This is a genomic window from Streptomyces sp. NPDC059452 (assembly GCF_042750035.1).
Classification (GTDB): domain Bacteria; phylum Actinomycetota; class Actinomycetes; order Streptomycetales; family Streptomycetaceae; genus Streptomyces.
The window spans coordinates 247,353-260,542 of record NZ_JBHYVE010000001.1 but is presented as its reverse complement, the minus strand read 5'-3'; the positions used below and the strand labels follow the sequence as shown (position 1 = coordinate 260,542).

11 protein-coding genes are annotated in these 13,190 nt (G+C 70.3%); 5 read left to right on the top strand and 6 right to left on the bottom strand.

Going from position 1 to position 13,190, the window contains the following annotated elements; genetic code table 11:
* Positions 1 to 277: 277 nt before the first annotated feature.
* The 5 genes from ACFW9Z_RS01095 to ACFW9Z_RS01075 form a co-directional block, all read right to left on the bottom strand.
* Positions 278 to 967, bottom strand: coding sequence for a response regulator (locus tag ACFW9Z_RS01095; RefSeq protein WP_384632352.1), 690 nt, complete (start codon positions 965 to 967; stop codon positions 278 to 280).
* The gene (locus ACFW9Z_RS01090; protein WP_384632349.1) at positions 964 to 2,298 is read right to left on the bottom strand and encodes a sensor histidine kinase; all 1,335 of its coding nucleotides are present in this window, start codon (positions 2,296 to 2,298) and stop codon (positions 964 to 966) included. The genes ACFW9Z_RS01095 and ACFW9Z_RS01090 overlap by 4 nt, the downstream gene beginning before the upstream one ends.
* Positions 2,299 to 2,559: 261 nt before the next feature.
* Positions 2,560 to 3,426 (bottom strand): DUF4429 domain-containing protein, encoded by an 867-nt coding sequence (locus ACFW9Z_RS01085; RefSeq protein ID WP_384632346.1) that lies wholly within the window; start codon positions 3,424 to 3,426, stop codon positions 2,560 to 2,562.
* An 86-nt stretch (positions 3,427 to 3,512) separates the two neighbouring features.
* Positions 3,513 to 4,721 carry an alpha/beta hydrolase gene (locus tag ACFW9Z_RS01080; RefSeq protein WP_384632343.1) on the bottom strand — a complete coding sequence of 403 codons (1,209 nt, stop codon included), beginning with the start codon at positions 4,719 to 4,721 and terminating at the stop codon, positions 3,513 to 3,515.
* Positions 4,722 to 4,866: 145 nt separating this feature from the next.
* Positions 4,867 to 5,526, bottom strand: a complete 660-nt coding sequence (locus ACFW9Z_RS01075; RefSeq protein WP_384632340.1) for a TetR family transcriptional regulator — start codon at positions 5,524 to 5,526, stop codon at positions 4,867 to 4,869.
* A 114-nt stretch (positions 5,527 to 5,640) separates the two neighbouring features.
* Here ACFW9Z_RS01075 and ACFW9Z_RS01070 point away from each other — a divergent pair, with 114 nt between their 5' ends.
* Together ACFW9Z_RS01070 and ACFW9Z_RS01065 are read left to right on the top strand one after the other, a co-directional pair.
* Positions 5,641 to 7,260, top strand: a complete 1,620-nt coding sequence (locus tag ACFW9Z_RS01070) for an MFS transporter (RefSeq protein ID WP_384632337.1) — start codon at positions 5,641 to 5,643, stop codon at positions 7,258 to 7,260.
* Between the two features lie 219 nt (positions 7,261 to 7,479).
* Positions 7,480 to 7,887, top strand: coding sequence for a peptidase inhibitor family I36 protein (locus ACFW9Z_RS01065; protein WP_384632334.1), 408 nt, complete (start codon positions 7,480 to 7,482; stop codon positions 7,885 to 7,887).
* Positions 7,888 to 7,969: 82 nt separating this feature from the next.
* Here ACFW9Z_RS01065 and aceE read toward each other — a convergent pair whose 3' ends face one another.
* Positions 7,970 to 10,702 carry a pyruvate dehydrogenase (acetyl-transferring), homodimeric type gene (gene aceE, locus ACFW9Z_RS01060; RefSeq protein ID WP_384632331.1) on the bottom strand — a complete coding sequence of 911 codons (2,733 nt, stop codon included), beginning with the start codon at positions 10,700 to 10,702 and terminating at the stop codon, positions 7,970 to 7,972.
* Between the two features lie 506 nt (positions 10,703 to 11,208).
* Between aceE and ACFW9Z_RS01055 the strand changes: the two genes are divergently transcribed.
* The 3 genes from ACFW9Z_RS01055 to ACFW9Z_RS01045 all read left to right on the top strand — a co-directional run bounded on the left by ACFW9Z_RS01055 (position 11,209) and on the right by ACFW9Z_RS01045 (position 12,972).
* Positions 11,209 to 11,646: a DUF3052 domain-containing protein gene (locus tag ACFW9Z_RS01055; RefSeq protein ID WP_030564649.1), complete on the top strand. Its 438-nt coding sequence runs from the start codon at positions 11,209 to 11,211 to the stop codon at positions 11,644 to 11,646.
* 154 nt (positions 11,647 to 11,800) lie between these two features.
* Complete coding sequence (locus ACFW9Z_RS01050; RefSeq protein WP_384632328.1) at positions 11,801 to 12,259, top strand: peroxiredoxin; 459 nt, start codon at positions 11,801 to 11,803, stop codon at positions 12,257 to 12,259.
* Positions 12,260 to 12,396: 137 nt separating this feature from the next.
* Complete coding sequence (locus tag ACFW9Z_RS01045) at positions 12,397 to 12,972, top strand: TerD family protein (protein ID WP_003969402.1); 576 nt, start codon at positions 12,397 to 12,399, stop codon at positions 12,970 to 12,972.
* Positions 12,973 to 13,190 lie beyond the last annotated feature (218 nt).

The window sequence follows — 13,190 nt, the reverse complement described above, 5'->3', positions numbered from 1 at the left end:
GGGGTGGACGAAACCGTGGAGGCCCGGGGCGGTCCGCGGATGCCCGCAGAGGCCCGGGGCAGTCCGGCTGAGGGCCGGGGCAGTGCGGAGGTCCGGGGCAGTCCGCTGACCCGTGTAGGTGCGCGGAGGTTCGTGGAAGTCCGTGGAGGCCCGCGGAAGTCCGTGGAGGTCGACGCCCCGCGCCCTCCGCCCTCGCGCCTCCCCCCCCCCCCGGGCATCGCGAGGTCGACGCCCCCGCCCCCCCGGGCATCGCGAGGTCGACGCCCCCGCGTCCCCGCTACGCCCCCGAGTCCCCCGGCGTCACCAGCCCCGACTCGTACGCGAAGATCACCGCCTGCGCCCGGTCCCGCAGGTCCAGCTTGGCCAGCACCCGCCCGATGTGCGTCTTCACGGTCTGCTCGGCCAGCACCAGCCGCGCCGCGATCTCCTGGTTCGACAGCCCCCGGGCGATCAGCTCCAGCACCTCCGTCTCGCGCGGGGTCAGACCGTTCAGCCGCAGCGCCTGGCCGCCACGCGTCGCCCCCGAGGGGCGCTGTGCCGCGAAGTCCGCGATCAGCCGCCGCGTCACCGAGGGCGCGAGCAGCGCGTCGCCCGCCGCCACCACCCGTACCGCCGCGATCAGATCGGCGGGCGGGGCGTCCTTCAGCAGGAACCCGGAGGCCCCGGCGCGGAGCGCCTCGTACACATAGTCGTCCACGTCGAACGTGGTCAGCATCAGCACCTTCGGCCGGTGCACCACCCCGATCGGTGGGTTCAACAGCTCGCGGGCGGCGGCCAGTCCGTCCATTTCCGGCATCCGCACGTCCATCAGGACCACATCCGGGTGCTGGTGGCGGCTGACGTCCACGCCCTGCTTGCCGTCCGCGGCCTCGCCCACCACGTCGATGTCGCTCTGCGCCGCCAGCAGCGCCGCGAACCCCGCCCGCACCATGGCCTGGTCGTCGACGATGATCACGCGGATGGTCACGGTTCCTCCGGAGGCAGATGGGCGGACGGCGCGGTGGCCGGGGGCAGCGGGATCCGGGCCGCCACCCGGAACCCGCCATCGGGCAGCCGACCGGTGTCCAGCGTGCCGCCGGTCAACCGTACGCGCTCGCGCATCCCCACCAGCCCGTGCCCGGTCCCGCTCGTCTCCAGCGGTGAACCGGGGGCGGTGGCGGGCCCGTTGACGACCAGCACGATGAGGTACCCCTGGGCCGTCGCGACGAGGATCCGGGTGCGGGCCCCCGGCGCGTGCCGCACCACATTGGCCAGCGCCTCCTGCACGATCCGGTACGCCGACAGGTCCACCGCCGGGGGCACCTCGCCCAGGTCCTTGGAGAGCGTCAGCTCGGCGGGCAGCCCCGCCCGTACCGTCGCCTCCACCAGCTGCTGGAGCCTGCTCAGACCCGGCTGCGGCGCCCGGTCGCCCTCCGTCCCCTCGCTGCGCAGCACCGACAGCAGCCGCCGCATCTCGCCCAGCGACTCCCGGGCCGCCGCCGCGATGGCCGCGAACTCCTCCTCGGCGGCCTTCGGCAGTCCGCTGATCCGGTACGGGGCGGAGTCTGCCTGCACGGTGATCACCGACATGTGGTGGGCGACCACGTCGTGCAGCTCGCGCGCGATCCGGGTGCGCTCCTCCAGCAGTGTGCGCTGGGCCCGCTCGGCCTCGCTGATGGTCTCCTGCTCGGCGAGCCGGCGCTGTGCCACGCCCCGCTCCCGTACCGCTCCGCCGATCACCAGCACCACTCCCCCCAGGATGGTCAGCAGCAGGGCGCTCCCACTGCTGCGGTCCGGTGCGATCAGATGCAGGACGGCTCCGGTGGCGCCCGTCACCGCCCAGACGGCTATCACGGTCCGACGTATCTCGCGCAGCCCGAGCGCCAGCAGCAGGAAGAGATAGGCGACGATCACCGGCGGGGTCCACGGCCAGACGTCGTGCGGCTCGGCTGGCTGCGCCAGCAGGACCAGCGCGCCCAGGATGTCGGCGGGGAAGATGATCCACCACGCCTGGAGGGGCCGGTGGGCCAGCATCAGCAGCGGCGCCGCTTGGGCCACGCCGAGCGCCCCCGCCAGCGCGCCGGGGACGCTGTACTGCGTGGTCAGGTTGGTGATGGTGACCGGGATGAAGATCGAGGCCAGCGCGAGGACCACGCCGTACGGGAGGAGCCGCTGCCACCGTTTCGGGGCGTTGGCCAGCAACGGCGTGGACGGATGGGACGCGTGGGACAGCCCGTGGGCGAGCTCGCGCAGATTGCGGCGGGCGGCGCTCAGCAGGCCGTCGGCGGGCATCTGGGGCCCGGCGGGGGAAGTGGACATGACCGGGTCAGCCTAGGAGAGCGACCGCCGCCGGGGCGTCATACCGGGGACCCGAACCGCGTCCGGCCCACCTCATACCGGGGTACGGGGTGGCGGGCCGGGATACCGGGGTACGACGTGGTGGACCGGGCTCCGGGGAGAGCGAGGTGCCGAGCCGGGCTCCGGGGAGAACGAGGTGCCGGGGCCGGATTCCGGGGAAGACCGGGTGCCGGGGGCTGGATTCCGGAGAAGACCGGGTGCCGGATCCGGGCGTACGGGCCCTCACAGCTCCGCGAGCAGCTCCGCCTTCTTCGCGCTGTACTCGTCGTCGGTCACCAGCCCCGCCTGATGCAGCTCCCCGAGGTGATGTATCCGCTCGGCGATGTCGGCCGGGTCGCGCCGCCCGGCGTTCACCAGGACCGGGGCCGGGACGGCGGGCGCGCTCTGGGTCCGGCGGACGGACTCCAGTACGGCGGCGGCGAAGGGCAGCGACTCGTGGACGGGCCCGTAGCCCAGGCCGAAGACGACGGCCGCCGGGTCCTGGTCCGCCGCGACATGGCCGGCCTCGGCCGCGCGGGGCATCAGACGGAGGTAGCCGTCCAGGGCCTCGGGGGAGCGCCACTCGATTCCGGCCAGTTCGCTCACGCGGTACGTCTGGTCGCCCGCCTTCCACTTGGCGCTGGAGGCGCCCGTCCAGAACCACCGGAACGAGACCCGTTCCCCGTCGAAGGCGGCCCGCCCGTCGTACGCCTTGAACTGCAACGGAGCCTCGGGGGCCGCGACCATGAAGCGGTCGGCGGGCTCGTCGGAGGCGGGGCCGAGACAGGAGCGCAGCTCGTCCGCGTAGTACTCCGCGAGCAGCTCCCGCTCGGCCGGAAGCACGAGGCGGTAGGGGGCGCACCCCTCCTTGAGCTGCCCCGAGGCAGCCTCCAGGAGCGGGTCGGCACCCGGTCTGGGCACGACACGCAGCACCACCGTGTCCCGCTTGCCCGGGGTCAGCGTCACCGACGACAGCGCAGCATGCGGGATGCGGCGCTCCCGCAGGCTCTGCAGGAGCTTCGGCGTGCGGATACCCCGTTCGAAGCGGATGAGCACGGAGTCGGTGTCGAACTCCCAGGTGGCATGAATTCCGGCCAGCACATCACCCATGTGCCTCATCGTATGCGGCACAGGCGCGCACGTCCCCCCTCGGCGTAAGTCGCAATTAATCGGCTTGTCACGCGTCTCTACGCGCGTCAGCCCTCCCGTTGACCGTAAATACCACTGCGGCAAGCGCCATCGGCCGTTGCGCAGCTGACCGATCCGTATGCGCCGACACCGATCGCGGCGAGGTTGCCGAGGCTCTCGGTGCCGGGTTCGAAGTACCCGCTGTGCCCGGCCGCACCGGCCGCCGAGACGAGCCGGGCGCCGAAGGCCGGGTCGACGGGGTCGGCGCCGTGGCCGATGCCGCCGAACTCCAGGTGCGGTACGTCCCCGATCCAGTCGTCCTCGTCCCGCATCGCCCAGATCCGGGCGTCGGTCTCCAGCCGTGCGGCGCTGTCGGCCCGCATACCGGGGCTGCCCGCCACCGCGATGTCGGTGACCCGGGCGGGGGCGTCGTCGGCGGCCACCCCGCACACCACGGAGCCGTAACTGTGGCAGACCAGCGAGACGTCTGATGTGCCGGGCAACGCCCCGACCAGCGCGTTCAGCCGTACGGCACCCTGCGCCGCGAGCCCGCCGAGCGCCGCGTCCATACCGAGACCGGCCGGGGCGGTGTAGTCGGCCCAGGCGATGACGGCGGTACGGGTTCCGGGTGCGGCCGCGCGCTCCGCCCCGTACAGCGACTTGGCCATGCCGACGGGCGCGGAGTTGACGCGGTGGCTCCGCTCCAGGGTCAGGAGGTCGGTGTCGACGCCGGGGACGACGACGGAGACCCGGTCGGCCCGGTCGAGGTTCCCGAACACCTCGGCGGCGCGGCCTCTGCCGGAGGGGTCGAAGGCCAGGATCTGCCGGCCCTCGGCGAGCAGGGACCGGAAGCGGTGCATCCGCCGCGTGGCCTCGCTCCGGCCGTTCAGCGTCAGCCCCTCGTCGTACGTCCGCCGCTTCTCCACGTCCGCCGCCTGCTTCAGGGCCAGCCGGTTGGCGCGGTAGCGCAGGGTGACCGGGGCGCCGTTCAGGTTCCCCACGATCGAGGGGTACTTGTCCGCGAGCGCGACCCGCTGCCCCGGGGTGAGCGCGGCGAAGAACCGTGCCAGCCGCTGGGCCGGCGCCCCGACCTCGGGGAGCGGGTGGCCCGCTGTCCGGTCCCGGGCCCAGGAGGCGAGAGCGAGCTCGCGCGGCCCGTCAGCAGGGCGATGGTGTGCGGCGGACCAGCCCGTGGTCGCCAGCATCACGAACACGACTGCGAGGGCGAGCAGGGCGCGCCATGCGGTCAAGGTGGGAGAGGCGTCAAAAGAAGTCACTGCGCCACACACTAGGAGACGTGCGCGGACACCCGTGATCCAGGTGAGGTACATCACCCGGCTGCGGAGGATTCAACCGAGAATCTTCACGCGGGGCGACACTCCGGACGCCCTGGTGCCGCTCATCGCCCTGCGGCCGGTCCGGTCACCCCTCGGCTCGTCGCCAGTCGCCCGCCAGGGCCGGGGCGAGCTGGTCCAGGTACTCCTCCGTGAGGTCGCGCAGTGCCTCGATGCTGGAGTCCGGGCCCTGGCCCCACAGCTGACCCGTCACCCGCATCACCCCGGAGAACGCGGCGACGGCCACCCGCGGCCTCGGGTCGCGGTCCACGTCGAGGCCTTCGCGCTCCGCGATCAGGCGGGCGATCTGGTTCTCCGTGGCGACCCCGCGCCGCATGTGGGCGGCGAGCAGGGAGGGGGTCGATTCGATCATCCGGTACGTCCGCATGTGGAGGTCGACCGTGATGACCTCCTCGATCGCCTCGCCGATGCTGTTCCATGCGCTGAGCACCGCCCGGCGCATGGCCTCGAACGGGGCCTCTTCGGCCGGGCGGCCGCGCAGCTCCGCGATGAAGCGGGACTCGACCATCTCCTGTACGGCGAAGGTGGTGTCCTCCTTGTTCGCGAAGTAGCGGAAGAAGGTGCGCTGGGAGACGTCGACCGCCTCGACGATCTCGTCGACGGTGGTCTCCTCGTACCCCTGGGTGGTGAAGAGTTCGAGGGCGGCGCGCAGCAGGTCGTCACGGGTGCGCTGCTTCTTGCGCTCACGCAGTCCGGGCCGGGTTCCGGCTCTCTGCCCGTGGGTCACTCACTTGCCTCTTTCCGCTTGTTTGTCCAGGTCAGCTTACCTGTGAGCCACGCGACAGTTACTGACTCATGAATGCGTTTGTCAACTGTCAGCGACTGTCACTAGTCTCCCCGTATGACTAGTCAGACCACCCTTGACAAGGCGCCGCGGGAGCCCGGGAACGGCCCCGTACCCGCCGCTGCCAAGGGACTTCGCGGCCACCCCTGGCTGACCCTGTTCGCCGTCGCCATCGGCGTGATGATGGTCGCGCTCGACGGCACGATCGTCGCCATCGCGAACCCGGCGATCAAGGAGGACCTCGACGCCTCGCTCGCCGACGTCCAGTGGATCACCAACGGCTACCTCCTGGCCCTCGCCGTCGCCCTGATCACCGCGGGCAAGCTCGGTGACCGCTTCGGCCACCGGCAGACCTTCCTGATCGGCATCGCGGGCTTCGCCGTCTCCTCCGCCGCGATCGGCCTCTCCAGCGAGATCGGCCTGGTCGTCCTCTTCCGGGTGCTTCAGGGCCTCTTCGGCGCCCTGCTGATGCCGGCCGCGCTCGGTCTGCTGCGGGCCACCTTCCCCGCCGAGAAGCTGAACATGGCGATCGGCATCTGGGGCATGGTCATCGGTGCCTCCACCGCGGGCGGCCCCATCGTCGGCGGTCTGCTCGTCGAGCACGTCAGCTGGCAGTCGGTCTTCTTCATCAACGTGCCGGTCGGCATCATCGCGCTCGTCTTCGGCCTGGTGATCCTCAAGGACCACCGCGCCGCCAACGCGCCGCGCTCCTTCGACATCCTCGGCATCGCGCTGCTCTCGGGTGCGATGTTCTCCCTCATCTGGGGCATCATCAAGGCCGGTGAGTCCTGGGGCTGGGGCGGTGCCTGGACCTGGTTCTTCCTGGGCCTCGCCGCCGCGCTCTTCCTCGCCTTCGGCCTCTGGCAGACCCGGGTCAGGGAGCCGCTCGTCCCGCTGGCGATGTTCCGCTCCATCCCGTTGACGGCGGGCACCATCCTCATGGTGCTGATGGCGTTCGCCTTCATGGGCGGCCTCTTCTTCGTGACGTTCTTCCTCCAGGGCGTCCACGGCCTGAGCCCGGTCGACAGCGGACTCCACCTGCTGCCGCTGACCGCCATGATGATCGTCTCCTCGCCGGTCGCCGGTGTGCTGATCACCAAGTTCGGCCCCCGGGTCCCGCTGGTCGGCGGCATGGTCTGCACGGCCACCGCGATGTTCGGCATGACGACGCTCACCGAGTCCACCGGCACCCTCGCGATGTCCCTCTGGTTCGCGCTTCTCGGCTGCGGCCTCGCCCCGGTCATGGTCGGCGCCACCGAGGTCATCGTCGGCAACGCGCCCCTGGAGCTCTCCGGCGTGGCCGGTGGCCTCCAGCAGGCCGCCATGCAGGTCGGTGGCGCACTCGGCACCGCCGTCCTCGGCGCGGTCATGTCCTCCAAGGTCAGCTCCGACTTCGCGGGCAACTGGACGGCCGCCGGTCTGCCCGGCGCGCCCGACCCGAAGCTGGAGAAGGCCGCCGAGTTCGGCATGGTCCCGGTCGACGAACTCTCCAAGGCGCCGGGGATGACGCCGGACGTCATCGGCGCGATCGGCAAGGTCATCCACGACACGTTCATGTCCGGCATGGGCCTGGCCTTCACCGTCGCGGGCTGCGTCGCCGTCGTCGCGGCCCTGGTCGCCACCCTGACCAAGCGCGGCGCCAACGCGGACGCGGGCGCCGGGGTCGGCCACATCTAGAGGGGCTTGCCCCCGTACATCCCGGGGGGCACCCCCCGTACGGCGTCAACACGGCGCACGCCACAGCCCCGCCGAATCCTTTCGGCGGGGCTGTCGCCTATCAGGGTGGCGTGGGCCGTCCCCTCTTCCCCGGGCGCCGCCGCGCTGGTCAGGCTGGTCGGGACAGCGCGGCCGTCACCGTTTCGGCGCCGCGCACACGACCACGGGGGTTGATCCACCATGCGTACGACACGTACGACCGTTCTCGCGGCAGGCCTGGCCGTCACCGCACTCACCGCGCTCGTCCCGCAGGCGCTCGCCCAGGACCGTTCTCGGGTGAGCCCGCAGCCGGCCTCGGACGTCCGGCTCGGCACCTGCGAGGCGGGCCGGCTCTGCCTCTGGAAGAAGCCCGACTTCGCGGGCGCCCGCCGGACCTACGAGCTCTCCACCGTCGACATCGAGAGCTGCACCCCGCTCCCCAAGGGCGGCGACGCCCAGTCCCTCGCCAACCGCACCGGGCGGCCCGTCACCACCTACCAGTCGGCCGAGTGCCGGGAGACGGGCGAGTTCGAGACCTACCCGGGCGGCGGGACCTGGCTGCCCCGCTCCCCGTACCAGGTGAGGGCGTTCAAGATCTGGGAGAACTGAGCCCGCGCGCCCCACGGACACGCCGAGGGGCGGCGACGCACCCGCGTCACCGCCCCTCGGACCCGTACAAGCAGCTCTACGGCTACGCGTCGCCGCCCGCCGCGCCCGGATCGGCCGCGGCCACGTCCAGGAGGTCGTAACGGTCCAGCGCCGTCTTCAGGGCCGACCGGTCGATCTTCCCCTCCTTCGCGAGCTCGGTGAGCACCGCGAGGACGATCGACTGCGCGTCGATGTGGAAGAACCGGCGGGCCGCACCACGGGTGTCGGCGAAGCCGAAGCCGTCCGCGCCCAGCGACTGGTACGCACCGGGCACCCAGCGCGCGATCTGGTCCGGCACCGAACGCATCCAGTCCGAGACCGCCACGAACGGGCCCTCGGCCCCTTCCAGCTTCCGCGTCACATACGGGACGCGCTGCTCCTCCTCCGGGTGGAGCAGGTTGTACCGCTCCACGTCCACGGCCTCGCGCCGCAGCTCGTTCCAGGAGGTCGCCGACCAGACATCCGCCTTGACGTTCCACTCCTCGGCGAGGATCTTCTGCGCCTCGACGGCCCACGGGACCGCCACACCGGACGCCAGGATCTGCGCCGGGATCTCGCCCGCCTCGCCCTGCTTGAAGCGGTAGACACCCTTGAGGATGCCGTCCACGTCCACGCTCTCCGGCTCGGCCGGGTGCTGGATCGGCTCGTTGTAGACGGTGAGGTAGTAGAAGACGTCCTCGTCCGCCTCGCCGTACATCCGGCGGAGCCCGTCCTGCATGATGTGCGCGATCTCGTACCCGAAGGCCGGGTCGTACGCGACACAGCCCGGGTTCGTCGAGGCGAGCAGCTGCGAGTGGCCGTCCGCGTGCTGGAGCCCCTCACCGGTCAGGGTCGTACGCCCGGCGGTCGCACCCAGGACGAAACCGCGCGCGAGCTGGTCGGCCATCTGCCAGAACTGGTCACCGGTGCGCTGGAACCCGAACATGGAGTAGAAGACGTACACCGGGATCAGCGGCTCGCCGTGCGTCGCGTACGCCGAACCGGCGGCGATCAGCGAGGCCGTACAACCCGCCTCGGAGATGCCGTCGTGCAGCATCTGACCCGTCGGCGACTCCTTGTACGCGAGCAGCAGATCGCGGTCCACCGCCTCGTACTGCTGGCCCAGCGGGTTGTAGATCTTCGCACTCGGGAAGAACGCGTCCATGCCGAACGTGCGGTACTCATCGGGCGCGATCAGCACGAACCGCTTGCCGATCTCCTTGTCCCGCATGAGGTCCTTCAGGATACGGACGAACGCCATGGTGGTGGCGATCGACTGCGTACCCGAACCCTTCTTCGCAGGCGCGTACGTCTTCTCCACGGGCTGCGGCAGGGGCTTCGCACGCACCACCCGGGTCGGCACATAGCCGCCCAGACTGTTGCGGCGGTCGTGCATGTACTGGATCTCCTCCGAGTCGCGGCCCGGGTGGTAGTAGGGCGGGTAGCCCTCGTCCAGCTGCTTGTCGGTGATCGGGATGTGCAGCCGGTCGCGGAACCGCTTGAGGTCCTCGACCGTGAGCTTCTTCATCTGGTGGGTCGCGTTGCGGCCCTCGAAGTTCGGCCCCAGCGTCCAGCCCTTGACCGTCTGCGCGAGGATCACGGTCGGCTGGCCCTTGTGCGCCTTGGCCGCCGCGTAGGCCGCGTAGACCTTCTTGTGGTCGTGACCGCCGCGCCCCAGGTGCAGGATCTGCTGGTCGGTCATGTCCTTGACCATGTCCCGCAGCCGCGGGTCGTCACCGAAGAAGTGCTCGCGGATGTACGCGCCGGTCTCGGTGGCGTACGTCTGGAACTGGCCGTCCGGCGTGGTGTTCAGCTTGTTGACCAGGATGCCCGTGCGGTCCTGCGCCAGCAGCGGGTCCCAGGAGCGGTCCCAGACCAGCTTGATGACGTTCCAGCCGGCGCCCCGGAACTGCGACTCCAGCTCCTGGATGATCTTGCCGTTGCCGCGCACCGGGCCGTCGAGCCGCTGAAGGTTGCAGTTGACGACGAAGGTCAGGTTGTCCAGGCCCTCGCGGGCGGCGATGGAGAGCTGGCCCAGCGACTCGGGCTCGTCCATCTCGCCGTCGCCCAGATAGGCCCAGACGTGCGACTTGGAGGTGTCGGCGATGCCGCGCGCCTCCATGTAGCGGTTCATCCGCGCCTGGTAGATCGCGCCGAGCGGGCCGAGGCCCATGGAGACGGTCGGGAACTCCCAGAAGTCCGGCATCAGCCGCGGGTGCGGGTAGCTGGACAGCCCGTTCGGCGCCTTCGACTTCTCCTGCCGGAAGGCGTCGAGCTGGGTCTCGCTCAGCCGGTCGAGCAGGAAGGCACGGGCGTAGATCCCCGGGGAGGCGTGTCCCTGGAAGAAGATCTGGTCGCCGCCGTCGCCCTGGTCCTTGCCGCGGAAGAAGTGGTTGAAGCCCACGTCGTAGAGTGAGGCGGAGGAGGCGAAGGTGGCGATGTGACCGCCGACACCGATCCCGGGGCGCTGCGCCCGCGAGACCATCACGGCCGCGTTCCAGCGGGTCGCGTTGAGGACCTTGCGCTCGATCTCCTCGTCGCCGGGGAAGAACGGCTCGTCCTTCGTGGCGATCGTGTTCACGTAGTCCGTGCTGCGCATCTCCGGCACGGCGACACGCTTCTCACGCGCGCGCTCGATGAGGCGGAGCATCAGGTAGCGGGCCCGCTCACGGCCTCGCTCGTCGACGGCGGCGTCGAGGGAGTCGAGCCATTCCTGGGTCTCCTCCGGATCAAAATCCGGGACCTGGCTCGGAAGGCCGCCAATGATGATCGGGTTGCGATCGGATCCGGAAGCCACACTGTTCCTTCGCTGTTCGGTGGTGCTCTGCGGGGTCTGTTACGGGGAACGTACCCCCGGGACAACTGTGTGTGCGCCGCCTCCATCGTGCTACCGCGAGGGCCCGGACGTCATCTCTACCGTGGGGTAACCCCGAGGTTCCGAAATTTCTTCTGCGGGGCACGAGTATGGGCAGTACGCGGCGGGGTACGGGCAAACCGCAACCTTACGCCCAAGGCGTCCAAGTGTTCCCAAAGGCTGTTCGGCTCCGATTGGCGGAGCGAAACGGCATAAGCTGAGGAAGGACGTAAACGGATGGGGTGACCTTGCGAAGCCCCGGAGGGACAGGCCCGGGTTCCGGAGAGACATGCCGGAGCCTGCGGTGACGTGGCAGGGAACGTCACCGTTTAGGCGGTCTCGCACGCCGGGTACTTGCGCGATTCGCCGGGCCCGTGTGGACTACGGCCTACGCCCCGCGCACGCGCGTGGCTGCAGCATTTTCCGAAGACATGATCAGGAGGCATCCCGTGAGCGCGACCGCGGACCACGCGGAGGAGCGGACCAACCCGGCAGCACGCCTGGGGTTCGAGCCCGGACAGGTGGTCCAGGAGATCGGCTACGACGACGACGTCGAGCTGGAGCTCCGTGAGGGCATTGAGGCCACTACCGGCCAGGAACTCGTCGACGAGGAGTACGACGACGTCGCCGACGTCGTCCTGCTCTGGTTCCGTGACGAGGACGGCGACCTTACGGACGCGCTGGTGGATGCCATTGGTCTGCTCGAGGACGGCGGTACGGTCTGGCTGATGACGCCGAAGACCGGCCGTGACGGTTACGTCGAACCGAGCGACATCAACGAGGCTGCCCAGACGGCCGGTCTCGCCCAGACCAAGAGCATCAGCGCGGGCAAGGACTGGACGGGCAGCCGTCTGGTCACCCCCAAGGGGGCCAAGGCCAAGCGCTGAACCACTCGCTGCACCACCCGGGGCCCCGGACGGCGCTCAGGCGCTGCCGGGGGCCTTCGTACGCGCTGTCACCGGCCGTGCGTAGGGTGGGAGCGTCACCCGGACGGACGGATGGAGTCCGGGAAGCGGCAAGCGGCGAAGGGATACGTGTTCCATGGCGATCGAGGTCGGCACCGAGGCCCCGGATTTTGAACTCAAGGACAACCACGGCCGGACCGTGAGGCTCTCGGACCTCCGGGGCGAGAAGAACGTGGTGCTGCTCTTCTACCCGTTCGCCTTCACCGGCGTCTGCACGGGCGAGCTCTGCGCGCTCCGCGACGAGCTGCCCCGCTTCGAGAACGACGACACCCAGCTGCTCGCCGTCTCCAACGACTCCATCCACACCCTGCGCGTCTTCGCCGAGCAGGAGGGCCTGGAGTACCCGCTGCTCTCCGACTTCTGGCCGCACGGCGAGACCTCGCGGGCCTACGGCGTCTTCGACGAGGAGAAGGGCTGCGCGGTGCGCGGGACCTTCGTCATCGACAAGGCGGGCACCGTCCGCTGGAGCGTCGTCAACGGCCTGCCGGACGCGCGTGACCTGAACGACTACATCAAGGCGCTCGAAGCGCTCTGAGACGATCTCCGGGCGACGCCCGGCCAAAAGCCTGTTTTGGCCGGGAACCGGTCACTAGGATCCAATCGTTGATCCGATGCCAACGAACGACGGGGACGCTGGTGTCTGCCGGCCCCTGAAAACTATCTGGAGGACTCGTGGGAGTCAGCCTCAGCAAGGGCGGCAACGTCTCGCTGACCAAGGCCGCGCCCAACCTGACCGCGGTCATCGTCGGTCTGGGCTGGGACGCCCGCACCACCACCGGTGGTGACTTCGACCTCGATGCCAGTGCGCTGCTGGCGAACGCCGAGGGCAAGGTCGCGGCCGACGGCAATTTCGTCTTCTTCAACAACCTGAAGAGCCCCGACGGCTCGGTCGAGCACACCGGTGACAACCTCACCGGTGAGGGCGAGGGCGACGACGAGGTCATCAAGGTGAACCTCGCCGGTGTTCCGGCCGACGTCGACAAGATCGTCTTCCCGGTCTCGATCTACGAGGCCGAGAGCCGCCAGCAGAGCTTCGGCCAGGTCCGCAACGCGTACATCCGCGTGGTGAACCAGGCCGACAACACCGAGCTGGCCCGCTACGACCTGAGCGAGGACGCCTCGACGGAGACCGCGATGGTCTTCGGCGAGCTCTACCGCAACGGTGCCGAGTGGAAGTTCCGGGCCATCGGCCAGGGCTACGCCTCGGGTCTGCGCGGCATCGCGCAGGACTTCGGCGTCAACGTCTGAGGACGTTCCGCCCGCAGCGGTACCGAGCGCACAGCGCGCTCACGCACCACCACGTCCGGCGTCGCGCAATCCTGTGCGGCGCCGGACGCGCTCAACCGGGCGCGTTTGTGCCCCCCGCCCGGGGGGGGTAATAGCCCCGCGCCGGGTTGAACAAGACGGGGGGGCACACAAGGGGGGGACACCACCCACCGGGGGGCAAGTGTACCCCGACAAAGGAG